Raw genomic sequence first — 24,401 nt, forward strand, 5'->3', positions numbered from 1 at the left:
GCGATCGGCGAGGAGCGTCCGTGCGGATCGAACATTTTCTGGCCGCAAAGGCCGCTGCCCATCCCGCCAAAACGGCATTGGTCACCAAGCAAAGAAGGCTGCGCTACGAAGAACTGGACGATCTTTCGAGCCGCCTTGCCGCAGCCCTTTTCCTGAACGGCGTCAGGCCCGATGACCGTGTCCTCGTTTTCATGGACAATTGCTGGGAGGCCGCGGTTTCGATTTTCGCCGTCCTCAAGGCAGGGGCAACCTTCAGTCCGGTCAACCCATCCACCAAAGCCGACAAGCTTGCCTACATCATTGCCGATTGCGACGCTGCGGCGATCCTCACGCAAGCAAAACTGATGCCCGTGGTCGCTGAAGCGTGCGGATCGCACGGCAACACCGGCATCTTCGTGGCGTCGACCGCTGGTGCCGATGGCCAATGCCCGGCAGGGGCTGCATCCCTGGCGGACTGCCTGACGCTCGAGGCCAGAGAGATAGACCACCGTGGCATTGACGTCGATCTCGCGATGTTGATCTACACCTCAGGCTCAACGGGCCGGCCCAAGGGCGTGATGATGACGCACCGCAATTGCGACGCGGCAGCGGACTCCATCACCACCTATCTGCGTAACGCGCCCGGTGACATCATTCTAAATGTACTTCCACTCTCGTTCGACTATGGCCTCTATCAGTTGCTGATGGCCGTCAGGCTCGGCGCCACGCTCGTGCTCGAGAAGTCCTTCGCCTTTCCTCAAGCGATCTTTGAGCGTATCCGCGAGGAAGGCGCCACCGGTTTTCCGCTTGTGCCGACGATGGCAGCGATGATCCTGCAGATGCGTGACCTGACGCCGGGCTTCCTGCCCAGCGTTCGCTATATTTCCAACACGGCGGCTGCCTTGCCGCCGGCTCATATAGAACGTCTGCGGTTCCTTTTTCCCGGTGTCAGGCTCTATTCGATGTACGGCCTGACGGAATGCAAGCGCTGCACCTATCTGCCGCCCGAGGAACTCGATCGCCGGCCGGGGTCGGTCGGCATAGCCATCCCGAACACCGAAGCCTTTGTCGTCGACGACCACGGGCAACGCGTGCCGCCAGGCGTAGCGGGTGAACTGGTCATTCGCGGACCGCACGTCATGCAGGGTTATTGGCGAAACGAAGCTGCGACGGAACGAGTGCTCAGAGTTGGCCCGGATCCTTGGGAGAAGGTTCTCTACACCGGTGACCTGTTCAGGACCGATGAGGACGGCTTTCTCTATTTCGTCGGCCGCAAGGACGACATCATAAAGACGCGGGGAGAGAAGGTGGCCCCGAAGGAAGTGGAAGCCGTGCTTCACGCCCATCCCGGCGTCGCGGAAGCCGTTGTCGTCGGCGTGCCGGATCCGGTGCTCGGGCATGCGATCGGCGCATTCGTCGTACGCTCGGACCCGACGCTCAGCGAAAAAGATGTCATGCGCCACTGCGCACGTCATCTCGAGGACTTCATGGTCCCCAAGGTCATCGAGTTCCGCCGGGAACTGCCGAAGACGGATACTGGCAAGGTCAGCCGCCGGCTTGCGGCAGAGATGATGGAGGCCACGCAATGAGTGTTCGCCCGACCCAGGACGCGCAGACCTTTCTGGCGCGGGCTCTGGCGATGGACCCCGCCGCCGAAACGGACAGGATCGTGACGGCCTTGCGCAACCAGTTGCGCGGCATCCGCAAGCGCGGCCTCGTGCTCGGTCTTTCAGGCGGGATCGATTCCAGCGTTTCGGTCGCCTTGGCCGCGCGCGCCGTCGGCCACCAGAATGTACTTTGCCTCCTCATGCCGGAAAACGATTCCGATCCGGAAAGTCTACGGCTCGGTCGGCTTGTCGCCGACACTTTCGGTGTCGAGGCTATTGTGGAGGATATCGGGCCGGCCCTGCGCGCGATGGGCTGCTATCAGCGTCGCGACGCTTTCATCCGCGAACTGGTCCCGGAGTACGGCGAAGGCTGGGCCTCGAAGATCGTGATTGCGAACGCCCTCGAAGGCGAGGGCTACAATATTTCGTCGCTGGTGGTACAGGACCCCAAGGGCAAGCAGACCAAACTAAGAATGCCGCTGCCGGTCTATCTCGGTATCGTCGCCGCCACCAACATGAAGCAGCGCACCCGCAAGCAGATCGAATACTATCATGCCGATCGCCTGAACTTCGCCGTTCTTGGAACGCCGAACCGGCTGGAATACGATCAGGGCTTCTTCGTTAAGAACGGTGACGGCGCGGCGGACGTCAAGCCGATCGCCCACCTCTATAAAACGCAAGTCTACGCGCTCGCGGCCTATCTCGGCGTTCCCGAGGAAATCCGCAACCGGCCGCCGACCACCGATACCTATTCGCTGGCACAGACGCAGGAGGAGTTCTACTTCTCGCTTCCTTATGACCGCATGGATCTTTGCCTTTGCGGCCGCAACAACGGCGTGGCCGCCGAAGTGGTGGGGCAGGCGGCGGGACTGACTGCCTCGCAAGTTGAACGCGTCTGGACCGACATCGCCGCCAAGCGCAAGGCGACGCGCTATCTGCACCTGCGTCCGCAACTTGTCGATGAAGTCGAGGAAGTCGATACCTGACCTAGCCACGGCGAGCGCTTCAGGGTGACCGATGTTCCGCCCCCACATTGCCCTGTCCGTCTTGATCTGTGATCGGCTTTCCGTGGACGAGCAAAGGGAGTTCTCGATGGAGACTACGTTGGAGGTTCTCGGGTTCGCCTTGCGCTCTGGCGAGAGGCTGGCGAACCGGAATGCGGTAGGCCAGTCGGACGGAAATCGGCGGTGCTGGACTAGTTGCCGTGGACAAGGCTTAATGCTGCGCGGCGAGATTGCCGGGGGCGATTATGAGATCACCGCAGCAAATGACCGATGGCGGCGATATTCTCGATGCTGTCGTCATCGGGGCCGGCTGGGCCGGCCTGGGTGTCAGCTATTGGCTGGCGCGACGGGGCCAGCGCCACAGCGTATTGGAGCGGGGCCGCATAGGAGAGACCTGGCGCACACAGCGATGGGATTTATTTCGGATGAATACTCCCAACGTGCAGACCGTCATGCCGGGCGATTGCTATGACGGTCCGGATCCGGATGGTGCCCTGACGCGCGATCAGTTCGTCACTCTCCTTGAGGATTTCGCCGGGCGCAACGCGCTGCCGATCGAACCGGATACTGCGGTAAGCGAACTCACGCACGAGAATGGCGCCTATCGGCTGACCACCTCACACGGCACGCTTTGGGCGCGCAATGTGATCGTCGCAAGCGGCAGCCTGAATTGTCCAGTGCGCCCGGTCTGGGCCGCCGCGTTGTCGCCCGCTCTCCGCCAGATCGACGCTTCCGGCTACCGAAGCGCTGCCGATCTGCCCGATGGAGCGGTGCTGGTGGTCGGAAGCGGCCAATCTGGTGCTCAGATCGCGGAGGAATTGGCGGACGCGGGTCGAGCAGTCTTCCTTGCGACCAGTCGTGTCGGACGGCTTCCACGGCGCTACCGGGGTCGCGACATCATGGTCTGGCTGCTCGAAAGCGGGTTTCTCGACGTGCGCCGGGAGGAGGTCATTCGACTTGCGGGACGCATCCCGCCGCGTGGTGTGCTCGGGTCGACGCATACGATAAGCCTTCAGGCGCTGAGCGCCCAGGGTGTCGTGCTTCTTGGGCGTCTCACCGGCATCGAGGATGGCGGCAGCCTCTCGTTTGCCGACGATCTCGAAGCGAATGTCCGCTTTGCGGATGAAGCCTCCGAAAATGTCAAACGCCATGTCGACGACTATATCAGCCGCATGGGGATCGATGCACCCGTTGCGGAGCCCGACCCGGCGGAGACGGTCGCGATGCGTCAGCCGAACCCGACGATCGGTTCGCTCGATCTCTCCCGCTCCGGCGTAACGAGCGTGGTGTGGTGCACGGGCTTTAAGGGCGATTTCAGTTGGATGAGGCTTCCCGGTGCGCTCGACAGCGCGGGACAGCCTGTTCACGCGGATGGCGTGGCCGCCCTGCCGGGCCTTTACTTCGCAGGGATGGACTTCGCCTCCACACGCAAGTCAGGCATCATCTTGGTGATCGCCGAGGAAGCACCTCGCCTTGTCGAACATATCGCAGGGCATTCGTGACCGCCTTTGGCATAGTCAAGAAGCTCCTGACAGTCCGGGCCGGGAGATCGTCAGCCACCGCCTTGCGCCGCGCTTAGCGACGTTCCCACTGAGCGAAGCAAAGGCCTTCAACGATCAGCCAATAACTTCGCTCCCGCACGACTGAATGCTTCAGGTGAAGCCGCCGCCGATCAGCCGGCTCCACTGCTCGCCCGCAAGCCCGTTCAGGAAAGCTTGCGAGTTCTTCATGGCATCCAAAACCTCTGGATCGCGTGAATGCACCACGGTCGAGGCAACGGTCAGGAAAGCTATGCGTCGCCCAAGCATTGCTTCCAGAAGTGCGGGTTGAATGCGCCCGCGCAGGCCGCTGACGCCGCGTACGGCGGCATGATCGATCAGGCAGTCGATCACCGAACCCGCCTGACCGGGAAGGGCGAGGATCTGCAGCACGCGACCGATTTCACCCGCCCGTGCGTAATAGGCGAATGCGCCGACATTGGTGCCGACCGGCGATGTCACGGAAACGTAGATAAGCTCGCCCAGCTCCGGCTTTTGTGCCGCATCGGTTAGGATGTGAGCAAGCTGGCCCTCCGACCACTCCGGGCGCAGGGCGAACTGGGCGGTCAACGGTTCGACGAGCTTGGCAAATGTGCCGCTGTCGATTTCCGACGTCCGAAAAGCGCCATGGCCTGCCCCGTCCGCCGCCACACCGGACCAGCGTCGTTCGCTGGACTTCATTCGCCTGCAATAAAATCGGTCGATGGCATGCGCAAACGGATTGAGCATTCTGGCAAGCTTCATGCGACTGGCGGAAAGGCCGAGCACAAAGCTTGACGGCCGCATCACGCGTACCCAATCGAGACTGTATTGCGGCAGGACCACGCCGCGCAGCCGTGTCCACAACCTTGCAGAGATGTCGTTGGCCGTCTCGCTGAAGGAGATGTCTTGCGGACCATCCAGGTAAGCTTTCAACAAGCGGGCTCCGGCCATCGGGTCGCGCTCATGATCCTCGACCATGAGCGAGCTGCAGATGGCGGCTCGTAATTGCCGGCCGTTGAACTGCATCGGCAATGCGTGAACGCCGACAAATCCGGAGACGCGGCCGGCTGCGTTGACGTGGACAAGCGACCGCAGATCGCCTCCGCAACCCGGCGCCTCCAGATAAAACCGTCTCATATAGTCGATGAGCGCTGGCGTCGCTTCGGTCCGCTCTTTGCGCAGCACGCGTTGAAACATGCCTGCGACTGCCGGAAGATCGGCACCTTCCAAGGCGCGAATGACGCTCAAGCCCGGCTCCCGGCACCGGAGTCCCCGCGTTTCCAGACCATGGCAAGGCAAGGCTTCCCATCGGCCATCGCGGCGACCGTCGGGTGTTCGTAGCGGTGCAATCTCGACCAGTTGCAATCGCTCCGGTGGCCGAAAGCAGAGCTGTAATGCTGCGGCAAGGTAGGCCCTTTGCTTGATCATGAAAACGAGCGTCGTTGCTGTTACCAACTTCGGGTAAACCGATGTTGAAGTATTGGTAGCGAATCGAGTTTTATCGGACGCAGCCTTGTTTCGTCGGTGCCGCCGCACGTCCGGCGAAGGCTCAGCCTGCAACTTCCGGTGCGAAGCCAAGTCGCTTGGCTACTATCCTTGCCCGCGTCGCCGGTCTTGAGACGAACCATGGCAAGTGCTGCCATGATCTGCCGCTGTTGCCTGGTGCAGGAAAAAAACCGGCGCCGAAATCGACGATCATGGCGGAAGCAGCCGGAAATCCTTGCCTTCGGGCAGCAGCTGCCCGCCGTCGACGATGATGGTCGTGCCGGTGATGTAGCTGGCGTCGTCCGAGGCCAGGAACAGGAAAGCATTGGCCACGTCGCGCGGGCTGCCGAGGCGGCCGAGCGGTATGGAGTCCTCCATGTTCTTTATATAGGCGGCGCCGCGATGCAGCTGGATTGCTTCGGTGAGGATATTGCCGGGTTCGACGCCGTTGACGGTGATGCCATAGGCAGAGAATTCGAGAGCGGCCGAACGGATCAGGCCGTTGATGCCGGCCTTGGTCGCCGAATAGTGGCCGTGACCAGGGCTGGTGACGTGCGGGCCGGTGATGGAGGAGGTGAACAGCATGCGGCCAAAGTGCTGCGCCTTCATCGGAACGAGTGCGGCCCGGGCGGCGTTGAAGCTGCCGCGCAAATTGACCGCCATGACACGGTCCCAGTCCTCCGCACTGGTGTTTTCCAGCAACTGCCACGGATAGACGCCGGCATTCTGGACCATGATGTCGAGACGGCCGTGATGGTCGAGCGCCAGCGCAACGGCGGCCTCCACATCGGCCATCTGCGAGATGTCGGTGCGGATGAAGGCAGCGCCGAGCTCGTCCGCGGCCGCTTGCCCGGCCTCGACCTCGGTATCGGCCAGGACCAGCTTCGCGCCCTCTTCGGCAAAGCGCTGTGCGATGCCCTTGCCGATGCCGCGCGCACTGCCGACGATCAGCGCGATCTTGTCTTTGAGCCGCCCGGTCATGCCAGCCTCTGGCGAATGGTTTGCTTGAAAGCGTCGAGCAGCACGGCGGCAAGCACCAGCAGGCCGTGGATCACCTGGGTGAAGTTGGCCGGAAGGCCCATGAGGTTGATCGCCGTGTTGATGGCCGACAGCAAAAGCACGCCGGCATAGACGCCGGGCAGGGTGCCGACGCCACCCTTCAGGCTGACGCCGCCAATGACGACGGCGGCGAACGCGTTGAACAGCAGGCCGACGCCGAGATTGGCGGTGGCGCCGGAGGTGCGGATCGCCAGCAGCCAGCCGGCTAGGCCGGCGATGGCGCCAGCGAGAACGAAGGCGATGACGAGGTTGCGGTTGACGCGGATGCCGGCGCGGAAGGTTGCGGTCTCGTTGCCGCCAATCATGACGAGATGCCTGCCGAAGGGGGTCTTGGCCATGATCAGCGAGAAGACCACGAAACACGCAATGGTAATCCAGGCGGTGAGGGGCAGGCCAAGGAGGCGCTGAATGCCGAACCAGCGGATTGCCGGCGCAAGATCCTGTGCGGAGCGGCCGCCGGAAATAACCAGCACGAGGCCGCGCACCCAGATGTAAGACGCCAGCGTGATGATGAAAGCACTCATCTTCACCTTGACGACCAGGTAGCCGTTGATAACGCCAATGGTGCCGCCGACAGCAAGGGCAATAAGCAGCGAAACCGGAACCATCAGCCATTCCGGATGCAATTGAACGCCAAGGCCGATGCCCGCCGAGCAGAACAGGATACCGACCGCCATCGCACTGAGCGCCGCCACGGATTCGACTGACAGGTCCATGTGGCCGGTGATGATGACCAGCGCCAGGCCGATCGACATGACGCCAAGCACGCTCGACGCCTCTATGATGTTGGCGAAGATACCGAGCTGGAAATAGTTCGGAATGGAGATGGAGAAGACCACCAGCACGAAGACCAGCATGAACCAGACGAGGTTGTCGAGGGTGAACTCGAGGGCGTGGCGCGTGCGGGGATTCATGGTGCTGATCCGACTGGCGCATGACCCCGAAAGCCGATTCGATTTTCGGGATTATGCGCGGATTGAAAATTGCTGCAGCGTGCCTGCGCGTTCGTTCTGACGTGCCGGGCTGCAGAGGTTGGGCTCCGGGCCGGCGTGGCCCGAAGCCCTAGGCGACTTTGCTATTCGACCGGCTTCACGGTGTCCGTGGGCGGCTTCAGATTGCCCCAGAAGGCCGGGTTGTCGACGTTTTCCTTGGTGATCGCAGCGCCGGGGATCTTGATATTTGGCCCCCAGGCTTCCTTGGTCACGGTCGACTTGAGGCCGAGCACGTCGTACTCGCCCGGCTTGATCTCCTGCTTGTTGACGACCTTGTCCATGAACATGGCGACGGCGGCGGCCTGAGCGTAGAGCGGCTGCTCGACTTCGACGTTGAGCCAACCCTTGCGGATCAGGTCGAGGCCGACCGGCGCACCGTTCGAGCTCATCAGCATGACGTCGCCCGGCTTCTTGCCAGCGGCCTCGAGCGAGGCGACGGCGGCGACCGAGAGGTGCGCCGCATGGCTGAAGATCAGGTCGATATCAGGGTTGGCGAGCATCTGGTCGTTGACGATGGTCCCGGCTGCATCCGCCGCCCATTGCATGGCCGGCACCGAGATGATCTTGACGTCCGGGAACGCCTTCATCTTCTCCTCGAAACCCTTCTGGATGTCGAGCGTGTAGGGGTCGCCAGGATCGCCGAGCACCTGGAGGATCTTGCCTTTCACCGATCCGTGCTTCGCCTTCAAGAGCTTCTCGGCCTGATCGGCGGCAATCTGGCCGATCTCGACCGTTCCCGCCACCGACGTGAAATCGGACGGTGTCGAGGTGATCTGGCGATCGAACTCGACCACCGGGATGCCGGCGGCGCGGGCGGCCTCGATAGACGGCTTCAACGCATTGAAATCGACGGCAGCGAGAATGATCGCCGACGGCTTGAGCGCGATAACGTCGTTCATTTGCGATTGCTGAGCGTCGGTCTTGTTATCGGCGTTCAGCGTCTTCATCTCGTAGCCGACCTGCTTCAGGAACATCTCCAGAGCGCTCACCGAGCCGGTCTGGAATTCGTCGAGCAATGTCGGCACCAGGTAGTAGACGGTGCCCTTGGACTGGGCGAATGCCGGCGTGAGCGTGGCAAAGGCCAGTGCCAGGATACCGAAGACAGCAAGAAGTATTTTCTTCATGTCGTTCGCTCCTTTTGCGCCGGACCCCTCGTTTGTCCCTCAGCCTGCCGGTCCGGCACCGGCGAGCGTCTCTCCGGTGATCATGTTGACCACCGCGTCGGGACTTGTCTTGTTGCGCGCGACATCGCCCGCCACGACGCCTTGCCGGATCACCACGATCCGGTCGGCGACCTGGAAGGCCTGTTGCATGATATGGGTGATGATGACGACGCCGATACCTTGGCTCGCCACCTGACGGATCATGTCGAGACCGCGCCGCGTCTGCTCGACACCGAGTGCCGCGAACGGCTCGTCGAGAAGCACGAGCTTGCCGCCAAAATGCACGAATCGGTTGAGCTCGATGGCCTGCCGCTGGCCGCCCGAGAGGTGCTCGACATTGGTTCTGAGCGAAGGGATGCGCGTGCCTGCGCTGGCCAGCGCCTTTTCGACCACCTGCTCCATGGCGGGTTCGTCAAGCACGGCAACGCCAAGAAATTTCCTGGTGATCTCGCGGCCCATGAAGAAATTGGCCACCACGTCGACATTGGTGCAAAGCGAGAGGTCCTGGTAGACGGTCTCGATCCCCGCCGCCTTGGCCTCGGCGGGAGATTTGGCCAGGAATTCCTTTCCCTCGAACAGCATGCGACCGGAGGTCGGCTCCAGGCCGCCGGCGATGATCTTGACCAGTGTCGATTTGCCGGCGCCATTGTCGCCCAAAAGCGCCACTACCTCGCCCTTGCCGATCGAGAAGCTGATGCCCTTGAGCGCTTCGATCGCGCCATAGTTCTTGGCGACGTTGTCGAGCACCAGCAGAGGTTCACTCATGCCAGGCTGAGCTCCGCTCATGCCGCGATCCCCTTGCCTTGCAGGATATCTCGCCCGCGTTCGCGCTCGGCGGTGAATATCTGGCCGAAGCGTGGCGAAAGCACCCCTGAGACGGCAAGCGCTGCGGCCCCGCGCAGCACCGCATGCTGGCCGCCGCGTGCGACGGTGACACGGGGCGCCGTGCGGTCCTTTCGCGCCGAGATCGAGTTGGGAAGGTTCGCAGCCGAACCGGCCAGCCGTTCAAGCAAATCGGTGGACGCCAGTCCGCCGAGGATGATGGTTTCGGGATCGAACAGATTCTCGATGATGGTGATGGCGTTGCGGAAGATCGGCCCGATTTCGCTGACCCAGTCGGCGTCGCTGATGTTCCGGCGCCGCAGCGCCTCAAGCGAGAGGTACCGTTCGAGGCAGCCGCGATTGCCGCAGGGGCACGGCTCGCCACCAGGCACGACAGGGATGTGACCGATTTCGCCGGCATTTCCCCAGGCGCCGCGCAACGCGCTTCCGTCATGCACCATGACGCCGCCAAGACCGACTCCGAAATAGAGATAGTAGTATTCGGAATACCCCGTCCCGAGGCCATACAGGCGCTCGCCCATTGCCGCGGCCGCCATGTCGGTCTCAAAAAACGCGGGCAGCCCGGTCGAGGCCTCCAGCCGTTCCCGAAGCGCCACGTCCTTCCAGCCGGTCATCGTCGTCGGGCCGATAAAGCTCATCGACTCCACCCCGAAAGGGCCGGGCAGTGCCATGCCGATGCCGAGAACGCGACCGCCAGGCCGCAGTCGGGTCAATTCAAGCACCATCGCGCCGATCATGTCGAAGGCGTGGTCGGGCGTTGCGTTGGGGGCCTCGCGGTAGGCGCTGTCGATCACGTCTCCGCTCAAATTGATCAGCGCCGCATTGATACCCAGCGGAGTGACATGGATGCCGACGGCATACCCGCCCTCCGGGTTGATCCGCAGGGTCGCCGGAGGCAGCCCGCGCCCCCGCGGCTCTTCGCGCATGGACAGAACGTAGCCGTGTTCTTCCAGTTCGCGAACGATGGTCGATACCGTTTGCACGGTGAGCCCGACCCGCCGGGCAATATCGCCGCGGGCGATCGGACCGTGAAGGCGGATGGATTCGAGGACGATGCGCCTGTTGTAAGGCCTCCCGAATTCCTGATTGGTCCCTCGCAGTGCCATGTCTTGCGTCCCTGGGAGACATGAGGTTCGCACCAAAGATTTATTCAGTCAAATGGAATTCAAAAAAGAATTTCAAGCGCGATCCCGGCTAAGTCGCATTCCTTCGCGCCCCCCTCTGTCCTGCCGGACATCTCCCCACAAAAGGGGAGATTGACAGCTTCGACGCGGTGCTCATTCATGAGAGGCTGGCGATTGACGAAAGCCGGGATAACCGCCGATCTCCGCAATGGGCAGGGCTATCGCAGGTAGAAAGCCGAGGCTTTCGCTCTACGATGTACCCCCACCCCTAACCCCTCCCCACAAGGGGGAGGGAGACTTCCGCTGGCGCTGACCTCGGCAAATTGCCTGCCTTCCGGCGCGCCAAAAGGAAAGTACAGGCGCGCGGCAGCGTTCCCTCCCCCTTGTGGGGAGGGTTAGGGTGGGGGTCCACCTTCGCAAAAATCCAAATACGATTGCCCTGCCGCAATGGGGGAGATGGTCGGCACGACAGGCTGCAACTATGCCAGGGAATTAGATCAGAGATACTGCGCGACCTTCTTGCCGACCCTGAGGAAGCGCAGCGGGTCGATGGCTTCGCCGTTGTGGCGGATCTCGTAATGCAGATGCGGGCCGGTCGAGCGGCCGCTGCTGCCGGTCATGCCGATGACATCGCCGGCGTTGAGCCTCTTGCCGACGGTCACGTTGATTTTGCTGAGATGCCCATAGCGCGTCGCAAAGCCGTTGCCATGGTCGACCTCGACCATGCGGCCATAGCCGCCGTTCCAGCTGGCCTTGACGACGATGCCGGGCGCCGTGACCTTGGCGGGCATTCCGGTCGGCGCCCTGAAATCCATCCCTGAATGCAGCGCGGCGGTGCCGAGCAGCGGGTCGGTGCGCACGCCAAACGGGCTGGTGACCGAGCGACCGGGGGCGGGGTTGGCAAGCGGCAGCCTTCGCGCCTCCGTCTTCAGACGATCGAGCGCGTCCAGCGCCTCGTCGAGTTCTTTGACCTTGCTGTCGAACGTCATCGAACTGTCGAGCGGTATCAGCGGACCGCCGGCATCGCTCTTGCCGAAATCGCTGTCGACCGGCAGGCCAGCCGCCTCGAGCGCCTGAGAAATTGCATCGGCGTTTCTGTAGGCGTTGTCGGCAAGCGTGGTGATGCGGGTGAGCTGCTGGCTCTCTATCACCTTGAGCGACTCGTTGATCGATACGAACAGTCTGTCGGTACGATCGGCCGCCGTGTCGCTCGGCAGCGGATCGGAGCGCGTCGACCACAGCGAGAACGGCCTGGTGTCGCCGGCGCCAAGGTTGGCGCCGACGCTGGCAACCGAATAGGCCCGCGGCTGGGCGTCGGTCACCTCGGCGCGTTCGTCCGGCTTTGCCGACGCAGCAGTGCCAGCGGGAGGCGACGTTCCGACGTCGCTCTCGCTGCGTTCGAGGAGCGGGCCGAGGCGGCCATGGCGCAGGCTGAGCTGGGTCTGTCGTTCCAGCAGTTCGCCAACCTTGGTTTCCATGAGCTGCTGGTCGAGAAGCTGCCGGCTGGTGATCCGGTCGACCTGGGCGCGCAATGCGGAGATGCGGTCCTCATAGGCCTGCTGCATGCGCGCCTGCCGTGCCGTGGTTGCGCCGATCAGGTCGTCGCGCAGCACGAGGTAGGAGGTCGCCAGCAGATAGCCTATGGCCACCGCCGCCAGCGCGGAGCCGCAAAATGCGGCTGCCCATGGCCGTATGGTGAAATGCCTTATCTCGTTGCCACGAGCGATAATGACAGTGTGGGGCTCCTTGCGCCTGCCGAAGACCGTTGACTGACTGGCTACGTTCACGGGACCAAGCTTTCGTTACGACACCAACGACAAGCCTGATTACACATCATTAAGGTTAACGGTCGGTTGCTAACGCCCAGCTGCTTGCAGCCCATGGGTTGCAGCCGAATTGGCATCAGGGGCTGACGTGCAGGCTCCGGCGCCTAATGCCTCACATTCGTCTTCAGACCACAGCCGGTGTTTACGTCAAAGCGCGCGCACCGCCTCCAGCACCGCCTCGGCATGGCCTTTGACGCGAACGTTTCGCCAGATCCGGGCGATCCGCCCGTCGCTGCCAATCAGGAACGTTGCACGCTCGACACCCACATAGCGGCGGCCATAAAGCTTCTTCTCGACCCACAGGTGATAGGCTTCGATCACTTTGCGCTCCTCGTCGGCGACAAGGTCGATGGTCAGATCGTATTTTGATTTGAATTTGTCGTGTTTTCGGACGCTGTCCGGCGACAGGCCGATGACGGCGGCGCCGAGCTTTTCGAACTCCGGCTTCAACTGCGAAAAGCCGATCGCCTCATTGGTACAGCCGGTGGTGTCGTCCTGCGGATAGATGTAAAGCACGACCGGCTTTCCCAGCAATGACGCGAGGCTGAGCGAGCCGCCGCCGTCGCGGGGAAGATCGAATTGCGGCGCCAGATCGCCGACGTCGAGATCAGCCATATCGATGCCCTTGTTTGTGGTTACGCGCCAAGCCGCATCGATATATTGTCGCACCGGGATTCGTCCACTGGTCGAGTTCGTTCAACGGAAAATTGCGTGGATCAGGAGCAGCCGCAGCACGAGAAGATCAGATTCAGGCGTGATGAGATCACCGACCTGGGTGCCTTCCCGTCCGCGTGCCGCGTACCGCCGCTCGGCCAGGCGTCGATCGGCCGCGGCGTTCGTATTCTTGCGCGGCTGCTTGCCGGCCTTATAGCCCTTGTGCTGCTGGCCGCTGTCGCTGTGTATGCGATCGGCACGTCCGGTTTCGGCGCCGAGCGGCTGCGGGCCGAAGCGGAAGCGGCCATCGAGAAATTGGCCGGCGTCGACGTCGATGTTGCGGTTGGGCCGGCCCGTCTGACGCTCGACGGGTCGAGCTTCATCGCGCTGCAGGTCAGCGACGTCAGCCTCAAAGCCGCCGACGGCAAGCCAATGGCCGACGCCGGGCGTGTCCGCTTCGGCATAAGGCTGATACCGCTGCTTTCGGGCGAGGTGCGGCTCACCAGCGCCAGGATTTCCGATGCACGCATCGTGATGGCGGCGCTGCCGTCGGGCGGCGACTGGACGGCGGCGCTGCGCAATGAAGATGGCCTCGTCGATCCGGAAAGACTGTCCGATGCGGTCTTTGCCAACATCAACCACGCGCTCGATGCGGTGCGCGAGGATTCGATGCGCCAGATCGACCTCCACAATGTCGACCTCGTTCTGCCCGAGGCGGGGTCGGTCAAACTGGTCAGGATCACAGATGCCGCCGTTGCGCAGTCGGGGCCGGGCGGCATGGAGTTTTCATCCGACGCGGATATCGACGGCAGGGCGCTCACCATCGCTGCCTCAGCCACCCGGGATACGACGACACAGCGCGTGACGGCGTTGGATGCCAGCGTCGAGATAGCGCAGGCCGACAAGGCTGCGGCCGCGCCGGGCGGGACGCTGGGTGCGATTGCCTTGAAGCTGGCGGGGTCGGAAGGATCCGGCGAGAACGCGTCGCGGCTGACGGCCTCGTTGTCGTTCGCCGGTTCCGTGCTCGATTTTGGCTCGCGTGGCTCGCTTACAGCAGACGCCGATCTGGATGCGACACTTGTCGCCGGGTCGAACAAGATCCAGGTCGACAAGCTGCTGTTGAAAACCGATCGCTCGATCTTCAATTTCGCTGGTTCGATCGGGCCGAAGCCTGCGACCGGGACAGCGGGCGAGGAGCCATCCTATCGCTACGACCTGACCAGCGACGGGTCGACGCTGGCGCCTTCGGAATCGTCCGAACCTGCGCTCAATTTCATCGCCCGCGTCGCCGGCGTCTACCAGACCAGGAGCCACAAGCTCGTGGCCGAGCAGATCGGGATCAGGTCCGGAGCCGCCAGCGAGGCATTGGGCACGGCTTCGGTTGAGTTCGCTAGGGGAAAGGTGCCGGGCATATCTGTTGCCTTCAACGTCCACGACATGCCGGTCTCGCATGTCAAGCAGTTGTGGCCCTGGTTTTCCGCGCGAAAGGTTCGCCTTTGGGTGCTGAAGAACCTGTTCGGCGGCCGCGTCGTCGATGCGAGCCTGCAATTCCAGGTTGTGCCAGGGCGTCTCGGCAACGGGATCCCGCTTTCATCAGATGAAGTGTTCGGCCGTTTCCAGATCGAGGGATCGCGTTTCGATACGGCCGGCCACATTCCGCCGATACGCGATGCCGTGGGCGTCGCCGAATTCCGCGGCAACGACGTCGACATCGCCTTGTCCTCGGGCAACGTCTACATGGGCAGCGGCCGCACGGTGGCGGCAAGCAACGGCACGATGACGATCAAGGCGGCGAACCGCCCGCCGGTGATCGGCGCGCTCGATATCGACGTCGCCGGGGAAGCGTCCGCAATCGCCGAACTCGCCTCCTATGATCCGATCAATGCCATGCGCCATGTCGGCCTGCTGCCGGAAGATCTGTCGGGCACGGTGACCGGCCACGTCAAGGCGGACATTCCGCTACAGTCCGGCGTCGACAGGTCGAAACTCGATTGGCTGGTGGCGCTCGATTACAAAGATCTGTCGCTGGGCAAGCCGTTCGAAGGCCAGACGGTGACGGACGCCGATGGTTCGATCACGGTCGAACCCAAGAAGGCCGTGATCTCCGCCAAGGCGCTGCTCAACGGCATTCCAGCCGAACTCGACCTGATCGAACCGCTCAGGGATGGCGGGCCGCCACGCAGCCGGAAAGTGGCGCTGGTGCTCGACGACAAGGTGCGTGCCGCCGCCATGCCTGGCCTGTCGGAGCTGCTTTCGGGAACCGTCAAGGTTGAGATCGACAAGAGCGGCACGGGCAACGAGACTGTTTCGGCGGACCTGACCAATGCCAGGCTGGACATTCCCTGGGCAGGCTGGAGCAAGGGACCCGGCATTCCAGCCGATGTCACCTTCGCCATGGCCAAGTCAGGCGACACCACGACGCTGTCCGACTTCGACCTGAATGGAAAGACTTTTTCGATCGACGGCGGCGTGGTGCTGGTCAACGGCGCCCTGTCCTCGGCGCGGTTCAGCAACGTCAAGTTGAACCGGGGAGACGACGTTGCCGTGTCGGTGAAACGATCGGGCAAGGGCTACGCGATCGACATCAGCGGCAGCGCGCTGGACGCGCGCTCGCTGATCAAGCAATTCACGTCCGATGTCGACACCGCCACCAAGGCCACGGGTTCCGACGCGATTTCGGTGAGCGCCGATGTCAATTCCCTGACCGGCTTCCACAACGAGACACTGTCGAACCTGAAGCTCGACTACAGCGCCGCCGGCTCCAGGGTGAACGGCCTCAAGGTGAGCGCCACGGCAAGTTCGGGTGCTGCCATAAGCATCAGCAATACGACCGGCGCTGGCAGGCGTGCCCTCAATGTAACGTCGGCCGATGCCGGCGCCATACTCCGGTTCCTCAACATCTACGAGCATATGGAGGGCGGTTCGATCACGCTGGCGCTCGCCGGGGCGAGCGATGGGCCGATGAAGGGCCAGGTCGACTCGCATGATTTCTTCGTGGTCAACGAGCCGAAACTCGCCTCGCTCGTATCGACGACGCCGGCCGGTGACAGCCGCAGCCTCAACGAAGCCGTCAAAGCCAATATCGACACGTCGAGAGTGAAGTTCGAGCGCGGCTTTTCCGAGATCGAAAAGGGCGCCGGCTATCTGAAGCTGGCCAATGGCGTGCTGCGCGGCCCGCGGATCGGCACCACCTTCCAGGGCACGCTCTACGACCAGAACAACAACATGGACATGACCGGCACCTTCATGCCGGTCTACGGCATCAACCGCATTTTTGGCGAACTGCCGCTGTTCGGTGCGCTGCTCGGCAATGGCCGCGATCGCGGGCTGATCGGCGTGACCTACCGGCTCAGGGGCGATGCCAACAAGCCGAAACTGGACGTCAATCCGCTGTCGGTGATCGCGCCGGGAATTTTCAGGTCGATCTTCGAGTACCGGTAAGGTCAAAACCCAATCACTTCGAGCGACCGAGTCTTGGCCCTCAGTGGATCGCCCCGGCTGAATTCACGCCCATGACCCCTGGACGAAGCCGCTCGCGCGCCAGTGCCGCGTGAGCGGCTTCGTCCTTGGGTGGGGGGCCGGTCTTTTTTGCCTGTCCCAGATTGGATCTGGTTCGTAGTTACGGGCTGGCTAGGCAATACCGGCTTTCAGCAGTCCTTCGCGGACGTGCTGCACATCAGACTCCTGGGCATAGTGCAGGGTGGCGATAAATGAATCGAGGTCGAATTGGGGATCGAGCGTTCTGATCTTGCCTAGATGCGCCGCGGCCGCGATTTCGTCGCCGAGCCAGCCGTAGCAGGCAGCGGCGAAAGCGTGCTGAACCGAGTCCATGGTTGACAGATGCATGAAAGCTTCGATCGCCTCGCCATACTGGCGCGCGGCGAAATGCGCCTTTCCCAGATGGCTCCAGAACCTCTCCGGGTGGTGCGGGTTCAACTGCATTGCCTTGCGGATCCATTCAATTCCCTCTTCCGGCCTCCCCAGCCACGTCAATAACTCGCCTTGCTGCACCACCACGAGGTCGTAATTGGGATTGAGGGCGAGGGCGCGCTCTTGATGGTAGCGCGCTGTGGTCAGCTCATTGTTGTTCACGTTCACTGCGGCGAGGATGCGGTGGACATCGGCATCGTTGTCGTCCAGCGCCAGCGCCCTGTCCAGCGCTGCCATGATGTCGTTCCAGACGGCATCCCTGTCTTGGCACCAGTTATGGACCCAGGCCTGGCCAAGAATGCAGGCCCGCCAGGCATGGGCATGGGCATAATCGGGGTCGAGCGCGACGGCCCTGCCTATCAAGGTTTGCGCGCGTTCATTATCCGCAATCGTGCTTCGGTGATGCAGCACTTTGGCAGCAAGCACACATTCATACGCGGCCATGTTTGCAGGTTTCGCCCGCGCGAGCTGGTCCCGCTGAGCCGCCTCGACACGACCGGGCAGCGTGGCTGCGATCGCCGCGGTCACCTCATCCTGAATCGCGAATATGTCGTCCAGCTTCCGGTCATATTTGTCTGCCCAAATATGAGCGTCATTCGCCGTGTCGATGAGCTGAACCGTCACGCGCACCCTGTCGCCGATCTTGCGGACGCTTCCCTCCACCAGGTATTGGACGTCGAGTTTCTCGGCCACCTCGCGCACATTCACGGCGCGGTTCTTGTAGACGAAGCTGGAATTGCGCGAGATGACGAACAGCTCATGGTGGCGGGACAGTTCGGTGATGATGTCCTCGGTCAGTCCGTCCGCGAAAAATTCCTGCTCGGGGTCGCCGCTCATGTTGTTGAATGGCAGCACCACTATCGAAGGTTTCGAGATGGATCGCTTTGCCTCGACTTCTGGCAGGACAGGACTGTCGAACCCAATGCGATAGAGGCGAACCGGGCGGCTGATGTTCTTTAACGTCTTCTCGCCCAGGTCCTCCATGGCAATTTCGAGACGGTCGGCAATTTGGGTCGCCACCGCTGCGGTCACGCAGATACCGCCGACGTCGGCGAGTTGCTCGATGCGCGAGGCAATATTGACGCCGTCGCCGAAAATGTCCTCATCGTCGAAAATGATGTCGCCGAGATTTATGCCGATCCTGAATTCGATACGCCGTTCTTGCGGCACATCCGAATTGCGCCGTTTCATGCGCTGTTGGATTTCCACGGCGCATTTCACGGCATCGGTCACGCTCTGGAACTCAACGAGCATGCCGTCTCCGGTGGTCTTGATGATCCGGCCCTTGTTCTTCGCGATGGCGGGATCGACCAGTTCTATGCGATGGGTCCGAAGGCGTGCGAGCGTGCCGGATTCGTCGGCCTCCATTAGCCGACTGTAGCCCGCCATATCGGCAGCCAGAATTGCGGCTAGTCTCTGTTCCATCGCTTGAACCAAAAACCAAGCCTATCCTTCCTGGGCTGCCAAATCCAGCAATTTGGGCTTATGGCTGAAACAAGAAGTCTTCCTACCGCAGCAACAAGAAAGGGCGGATCAGAACCTTCCGCCTTCCGCCAGGTGGCTGCGAACTCGATCGCGTCAATGCGGCTTCCGAGCGCGACTAGTTAGGCGCGTTGATTTGGGCTTCAATTTTCCTTGGCTCGTGGGTACCCCTCGAACCGTGCGATTGCATTTTACGTGCAAAGGCTATCCGTCCGCTTCGTGCCCCAATCTCGGTCGTTGGGGGTACTTTCGCTGCTTCTGAAAGCCGACATTCCAAACGGGTCACGCTTGCCGACGTGGTTTGACCCAACGGCGACATTTGTCTGGACCGTCGGTAGGTCTCGTCAGGGTGGAAACCGGAGTTCGACGCGAACCTAACAGAGCTCGCCGGCTGTTCACGGCTGCTCTACGCGCTCGGTCCTCGGACAAGCCGGCCAGAGAACTATCCTTCCAGAAGCGACGCGGGATCAACGGACGTCGCCTGGCCGGACGTGACGCGCAGGAGAGGGCATCTTTGCAACCGCGACGATCACTCCGGCACGCCGGAGATGCCCAGCGCCTCGACGTACTTCTCGGCGAACACCTTGTCCCGCCACGGGTTGATCTGTCTCTGCAGGGTGAGCGTGTAGGTCGGGAACGCCTCCATCAGCCGCCGCGCCGCCGCCTGCGCCTCGTCCAGCCGGTTGAGTTTGACCAGCGCCATGATCACCACCCGGTGCGAGGAGCCGTAGTTCGGCATCTCGTGCAGCGCGCGTTCTCCCCATGCCAGCGCTTCTTCGTAGCGCTCGAGCATCAGGTAGCTCATCCCGATGCCGGAGAGCGCGATGCCCTTCTCGGGGTCGACCGGGCTCAGCCGCATCGCCCTGTGAAAGTGCTCGATCGCGACGAGCGGGCGGCTGGAATGTGCGTTCACCCAGCCGCTGCCCGTATGGCCCTGCGCCGAATTGGGGTTGAGCAGCAGGGATCGTTCGATCGTGCCCAGCGCCATCTCGTAGTCCTTCGCGCTGTAGGCGATCACCTGCGCGGCGAAGCGTAGGCTGGTGGGGTCGTCGCGCGCTTCCGCCAGTACCTCGCGCGCCATGCGCGCGGCGACTCGGGTATCGTCGGGCTCGTGCCAGCACTGGCTCACGGATAGGCTGCGGATATAGGCGCCGAGTGCCTTCGCCAAGTTGAAGCTAGGGTCGATGCTGAGCGCCTCGTTGGTGAGCCGGCGCACGTCGGCAAAGCCTTCGCGCGTCATGCTGTAGAAGCGCGGCAGCGCGCGAAGGTAGAGGTCGTAGGCGCTGATGTAGTCGGTCGGCTTCATGCGCGCCTGCTTGATCTCCTCCAGCCGGATGCTCGGCTCGACGGCGCCGACGACGCTCTCGGTCACCTTGTCCTGCAGGTCGAAGATGTCGCTCACGTCGCCCTCGAAGCGGTCGGCCCAGACATGGTGTCCGCTGATCGCGTCCACCAACTGCCCACTGATGCGCACCCGCGATCCTGCTCTGCGGATGCTGCCTTCGAGCACGTAGCGGACGCCCAGTTCGCGCCCGACCTGGCGCAGGTCCACCGCCCGGCCCTTATAGGTGAAGGACGAGTTGCGGGCGATCACGAAGAAGGAGTTCACCCGGCTCAATCCCGTGATGATGTCCTCCACCAGCCCGTCGGCGAAGTATTCCTGGTCGGGATCGCCGCTCATGTTGGTGAAAGGCAGAACCGCGATCGAGGGTTTCTCGGGCAGGGGAGGCAGTGCAGCCACCGAGGCGCTGGCGTCGGTCTCGACGCGGTAGGCGCGCACAGGCCGCTCGATGTTCTTGAGGCGCAGGGCGCCGAGCGGCGTGAAGCCGCAGTCGAGCTTGCCCTGAAGGTGGTCGTAGGCGGTGCCCGAGACGACCACGGTGCCGGGATCGGCGATGCTTTCGAGGCGGGCGGCGATGTTGACCCCGTCGCCGTAGAGGTCGCCGTCCTCCTCGCAGACCACGTCGCCGAGATTGACGCCGATGCGGAAGCGAATCCGCTCTTCCTCAGGCGTCTCCGCCTCGTGTTCTGCCAGGGCCTGCTGGATCGCCATCGCCGAGGTCACCGCGTTAACGACGCTCGCGAACTCGCACAGCATGCCGTCGCCGGTGAGCTTGACGATCCGACCCTGGTGCTCGGAGACCAGCGGTTCGAGGAGGTCCTTGCGGTAGATCTTCAGCCGCTCGAGCGTGCCGCGCTCGTCGCGCTCCGTCAGGCGCGAATAGCCGACCACGTCGCAAGCCAGGATCGCTGCGAGGCGGCGCTGCGTGGTCATTGCACCGCTCAGCCAGGCGCCTGCACGCGGGCCGCCCCGCGTCCATGTCCTGCCAACTTCCGGACGCCCTACGTGCATGGTATCCATCTCTCCCAGTCGCCGCCCGTGAATACAGAACGGAGAACGCAGCTTGACCTTGCCTTCACGAGACTTCGCTATCCCGCTTGCGAGGCGTGGAGCTTTCCAGTCGCCGCGCTAACAGCCAACCGACGACACGCCCACGCAGCCTCTGGGGACGCTGACACGCCACTCCCAGAAGGCCGGAGATATTTCCTGCCCTGTGTAACCGGTTGACGCCATCGTGTCGGTGCTTTTGTCACCGCGATGTAACAGCGAGATGCATTACGAGCGCCCGCATCGGGCATCACACCAGACGTTCGCGCTTAGAGGTGCTGAGGTCGGCAAGTGGCGCATCCTTCAGCAAACCGTAAAGATTGACCCTTACGGCCACATCGATCAGATCAAGCTCAAGACGCGGAGTTTCAGGTAGGGTGGAGCACTCCCGCTGCCCCGCCGCAATAGCGCCTTGCCGGCTTCACACAACTTTACATTCGCCCGCAACGGCCGAAACATTGCGCTCCTAGTCTGGCCCAGTCGCGGCAGAGATGCCGCATTAGCGAAAGGACCAGCATCATGGAAACGAACCATCAGGAACCGGCCGGCCTCTCCGGCACCCCGCAGAAGAAGAGCTGGGGCAAGCGCATCGCCATAGGCGGCATTGCGATAGCGGCGCTTGCCGGCGTCGGCGTCGCCGGCGCGCTCAGCCAGGATTACGGGCGCATGCAGCGCTTCGGCATGGGCGAGAGCGACGGCGGTCCCGGCATGCACATGCAGGCCAATTTCCGCCACGGCATGGGGTTTGGCGGCCCGGGTTTCGGCGGCCATCACTTTGAGCGCATGCTCGATGAGGTCGACGCCACACCCGAGCAGGAAGACAAGCTGGAGGCGATCATGGACAAGCTCCACGACGATGTCCGCCCGATCATGCGAGGCTTCCGCGACACGCGAGACGATGTCGCCAAGCTGCTCGGCGCCGCAACCATCGACCGCGAGGCAGCGGAGAAGCTGCGAGCCGAGCGCATCGCGGCGGTCGATGAGGCCTCGCGCAAGCTGACGACGGCGCTGCTCGACGCCGCCGAGGTGCTGACGGCCGAGCAACGGGCGGAGCTGGTCGAACATTTCGAGGATCGCGGCTGGCACCGCCGCTGGTAAGCTCTGTACCGGCACAGTTTCGAATCGGAGCAAACAAACGAGCATGGCGGACCAGGTTCTCATCGTCGACGACGACAGGCGCCTGTCCGCCATGCTCGCGGAATATCTGACGGACAACGGCTTTCGTGTGCGAGCGGCGGAGACGGCCGGCGCAGGCATTGCCGAGATCGCGCGGCTGTCGCCCGATGCCGTGATACTCGACGTCATGCTGCCTGACATGGACGGCTTCGAGGCGCTCAAGCGCATCCGCGCGAACTTCGATGTGCCGGTTCTGATGCTGACGGCGCGAGGCGACGAGACCGACCGCATCGTGGGGTTGGAAATAGGCGCCGACGATTATCTGCCGAAGCCGTTCAATCCGCGCGAGTTGCTGGCGCGGCTGAAGGCAATCCTGCGCCGCCGCAACGCCGGCGCGAACGCCTCCCCGCGCATCCTCCGCTTCGGACGGCTGGAGATCGACCCTTCCTCGCGCTCGGCCCGCGTCGACGGGCGCGACTGCCCGATGACCAGCTACCAGTTCGACCTGCTGGTGGCGCTCGCCGAAAATGCCGGGCGCACGCTGTCGCGCGAGCAGCTCATGGACATGGTCAAGGGCGAAGAACTGGAAGCGTTCGACCGGTCGATCGACGTGCATGTTTCGCGCATCCGCGCCGCGATCGAGATCGATCCGAGACATCCTCGCCGCATCCTTACGGTACGCGGCGCGGGCTATGTCTTTGCCCGTTTCCAGGACGGTGACAGATAAGCCATGCGCAGCAGCCTTTTCGTCAAGATCTATCTCACCGTGCTCGTCAGCCTCGCCGTAGTGGCGATCGCCAGCGCGATCTTCGTACGCATGGGCCAGGAACGCGAACATGCCGGCTGGAGTGGCCGGCGCGACGCCTTCATCGAGGCGATGCTGCCGGCAGACTCCGACCCCGCCTTGCTGCAGGCGACGGTCGAGCGGCTTTCGGCGGCCTTCGATGCCGACATCTCCGTCTACGGACCGCAGGGTCGGCTGCTTGCAGCGGCCGGTCGGCCGATCCCCCCGCAAGAGATCGGATCGCGGCGCAAGATGCGTCCCGGCGGGCATCACCTGCTGATCAGCCGGCAGCCGGACGGAAGGGTGATCGCGGCGCGGCTGAGAGTGCCGTTCGGCCCGGCCGGCCGCAGCCCACTTGCCTTTCTCGCGCTGATCGCCGCGGTGATAGGGCTTGCCGCCTTTCCGGTCGTGCGTCATCTTACACGCCGCCTTGAAGCATTGCGCCAGGGCGTGGATCGCTGGGGCAAAGGCGCCCTTGACACGCGCGTCGCAGTGAGGGGCAACGATGAGGTTGCGGCGGTGGCGGCGAGCTTCAACCGCGCCGCCGAGCAGATCGAGCGGCTGCTTGTCGCGCACCGCTCGCTCCTTGCCAATGCCAGTCACGAGTTGCGCTCGCCGCTTGCGCGCCTGCGCATGGCGATCGACCTCAACGCCGACGGACAGAGCGGCCCGATGCGCGACGAGATCGTGCGTGACCTCGCCGAACTCGATGCGCTGGTGGAGGAAATCCTGCTTGCCAGCAGGCTCGACCATATCGAGAAGCTGGAACGGGTGGAGCCGGTGGATCTGCTGGCGCTTACGGCCGAGGAAGGCGCGCGCTCCGGCGTCGACGTGTCAGGCGAACCCGGCATCGTGTCGGGCGACCCGACACTGCTCACGCGGCTGGTTCGCAATCTCATGCAGAACGCGCAGAGACATGGCAGCCCGCCGGTCAGCGCGCATGTGGGAACCGAAGGCGGCTCTGTGGTGCTCAAGGTGCGCGATCACGGACCGGGCCTGCCGGAAGGTACCAGCGAGCGCGTCTTCGAGCCGTTCTTCCGACCACAGGGCCGCAGCGAGATGGCCGGCGGCTGGGGCCTCGGACTGTCGCTGGTGCGCCAAATCGCCTTGCACCACGGCGCAACTGTGCACCACAAATCGCCGTCCGGCGGCGGCGCCTGCTTCGTCGTCACGTTTCCGGCAATATCTTAATACGGCGGGCGCATACCCTTGTGAAAGCAGCCCCCTTGGCGGGGCGGAAGGAAGGTATGATTAACGCACGAATTCCCGACGGCGAGATCATCGACGGAAGAGCCAGGGTTTCGCGCATCTGAGCGGTAACTCGCGAGGCCCTCCTTATGCGGTCGCTAGAGCGCCGGGTCCTTCGCCTACACAATATACGCGAAGCGTATGCGTCCGCGCACTTGCTCGCGAACATGCAAGTTTCCACCGCGTAAAAAGTTGG

Annotated in this window: 17 protein-coding genes; 7 read left to right on the plus strand and 10 right to left on the minus strand. The window is 63.0% G+C overall.

The genetic code is table 11. The annotated features are described in order from the left end of the window. Positions 1-20: 20 nt before the first annotated feature. The 3 genes from AC0L3L_RS11890 to AC0L3L_RS11900 all read left to right on the plus strand — a co-directional run bounded on the left by AC0L3L_RS11890 (position 21) and on the right by AC0L3L_RS11900 (position 4,092). Positions 21-1,568, plus strand: coding sequence for a class I adenylate-forming enzyme family protein (locus tag AC0L3L_RS11890; protein WP_473637685.1), 1,548 nt, complete (start codon positions 21-23; stop codon positions 1,566-1,568). Next, positions 1,565-2,572, plus strand: coding sequence for an NAD(+) synthase (gene nadE / locus AC0L3L_RS11895; protein ID WP_473637686.1), 1,008 nt, complete (start codon positions 1,565-1,567; stop codon positions 2,570-2,572). The genes AC0L3L_RS11890 and nadE overlap by 4 nt, the downstream gene beginning before the upstream one ends. A 263-nt stretch (positions 2,573-2,835) precedes the next feature. Then, positions 2,836-4,092 (plus strand): flavin-containing monooxygenase, encoded by a 1,257-nt coding sequence (locus AC0L3L_RS11900; protein WP_473637687.1) that lies wholly within the window; start codon positions 2,836-2,838, stop codon positions 4,090-4,092. A 150-nt stretch (positions 4,093-4,242) separates the two neighbouring features. On the opposite strand, the gene AC0L3L_RS11905 is transcribed toward AC0L3L_RS11900, so the two are convergent. The 8 genes from AC0L3L_RS11905 to AC0L3L_RS11940 form a co-directional block, all read right to left on the minus strand. Then, positions 4,243-5,358: a hypothetical protein gene (locus AC0L3L_RS11905; protein WP_473637816.1), complete on the minus strand. Its 1,116-nt coding sequence runs from the start codon at positions 5,356-5,358 to the stop codon at positions 4,243-4,245. A 447-nt stretch (positions 5,359-5,805) separates the two neighbouring features. Beyond that, positions 5,806-6,576 carry an SDR family NAD(P)-dependent oxidoreductase gene (locus AC0L3L_RS11910; RefSeq protein ID WP_473637688.1) on the minus strand — a complete coding sequence of 257 codons (771 nt, stop codon included), beginning with the start codon at positions 6,574-6,576 and terminating at the stop codon, positions 5,806-5,808. Then, the gene (locus AC0L3L_RS11915) at positions 6,573-7,568 is read right to left on the minus strand and encodes an ABC transporter permease (protein WP_473637689.1); all 996 of its coding nucleotides are present in this window, start codon (positions 7,566-7,568) and stop codon (positions 6,573-6,575) included. The genes AC0L3L_RS11910 and AC0L3L_RS11915 overlap by 4 nt, the downstream gene beginning before the upstream one ends. A 161-nt stretch (positions 7,569-7,729) precedes the next feature. Continuing rightward, positions 7,730-8,770 carry a sugar ABC transporter substrate-binding protein gene (locus AC0L3L_RS11920; RefSeq protein ID WP_473637690.1) on the minus strand — a complete coding sequence of 347 codons (1,041 nt, stop codon included), beginning with the start codon at positions 8,768-8,770 and terminating at the stop codon, positions 7,730-7,732. A 39-nt stretch (positions 8,771-8,809) separates the two neighbouring features. After that, positions 8,810-9,574 (minus strand): ATP-binding cassette domain-containing protein, encoded by a 765-nt coding sequence (locus AC0L3L_RS11925; protein ID WP_473637691.1) that lies wholly within the window; start codon positions 9,572-9,574, stop codon positions 8,810-8,812. 17 nt (positions 9,575-9,591) lie between these two features. Continuing rightward, positions 9,592-10,758 (minus strand): ROK family transcriptional regulator, encoded by a 1,167-nt coding sequence (locus AC0L3L_RS11930; RefSeq protein ID WP_473637692.1) that lies wholly within the window; start codon positions 10,756-10,758, stop codon positions 9,592-9,594. A gap of 515 nt (positions 10,759-11,273) precedes the next feature. After that, positions 11,274-12,563, minus strand: coding sequence for a M23 family metallopeptidase (locus AC0L3L_RS11935; protein WP_473637693.1), 1,290 nt, complete (start codon positions 12,561-12,563; stop codon positions 11,274-11,276). Between the two features lie 186 nt (positions 12,564-12,749). Next, positions 12,750-13,217 (minus strand): peroxiredoxin, encoded by a 468-nt coding sequence (locus AC0L3L_RS11940; RefSeq protein ID WP_473637694.1) that lies wholly within the window; start codon positions 13,215-13,217, stop codon positions 12,750-12,752. Positions 13,218-13,313: 96 nt separating this feature from the next. Here AC0L3L_RS11940 and AC0L3L_RS11945 point away from each other — a divergent pair, with 96 nt between their 5' ends. Next, positions 13,314-16,697 carry a hypothetical protein gene (locus AC0L3L_RS11945; RefSeq protein WP_473637695.1) on the plus strand — a complete coding sequence of 1,128 codons (3,384 nt, stop codon included), beginning with the start codon at positions 13,314-13,316 and terminating at the stop codon, positions 16,695-16,697. A 189-nt stretch (positions 16,698-16,886) separates the two neighbouring features. Here the strand turns inward: AC0L3L_RS11945 and AC0L3L_RS11950 are convergent, their stop codons facing one another. Together AC0L3L_RS11950 and AC0L3L_RS11955 are read right to left on the minus strand one after the other, a co-directional pair. Then, positions 16,887-18,611, minus strand: a complete 1,725-nt coding sequence (locus tag AC0L3L_RS11950) for an adenylate/guanylate cyclase domain-containing protein (protein WP_473637696.1) — start codon at positions 18,609-18,611, stop codon at positions 16,887-16,889. 586 nt (positions 18,612-19,197) lie between these two features. Further along, entirely contained in the window at positions 19,198-20,943 is a 1,746-nt protein-coding gene (locus tag AC0L3L_RS11955; protein ID WP_473637697.1) for an adenylate/guanylate cyclase domain-containing protein, read from the minus strand. Positions 20,944-21,576: 633 nt separating this feature from the next. On the opposite strand from AC0L3L_RS11955, the gene AC0L3L_RS11960 reads away from it, so the two are divergent. The 3 genes from AC0L3L_RS11960 to AC0L3L_RS11970 are packed head-to-tail and all read left to right on the plus strand — an operon-like array spanning position 21,577 to position 24,148. Continuing rightward, positions 21,577-22,155: a Spy/CpxP family protein refolding chaperone gene (locus AC0L3L_RS11960; protein ID WP_473546605.1), complete on the plus strand. Its 579-nt coding sequence runs from the start codon at positions 21,577-21,579 to the stop codon at positions 22,153-22,155. A gap of 43 nt (positions 22,156-22,198) precedes the next feature. Further along, positions 22,199-22,900 (plus strand): response regulator, encoded by a 702-nt coding sequence (locus tag AC0L3L_RS11965; RefSeq protein ID WP_473637698.1) that lies wholly within the window; start codon positions 22,199-22,201, stop codon positions 22,898-22,900. A 3-nt stretch (positions 22,901-22,903) separates the two neighbouring features. After that, positions 22,904-24,148 (plus strand): sensor histidine kinase, encoded by a 1,245-nt coding sequence (locus tag AC0L3L_RS11970; RefSeq protein ID WP_473529866.1) that lies wholly within the window; start codon positions 22,904-22,906, stop codon positions 24,146-24,148. Positions 24,149-24,401: the final 253 nt, after the last annotated feature.

This window comes from Mesorhizobium sp. WSM4849, assembly GCF_055811385.1.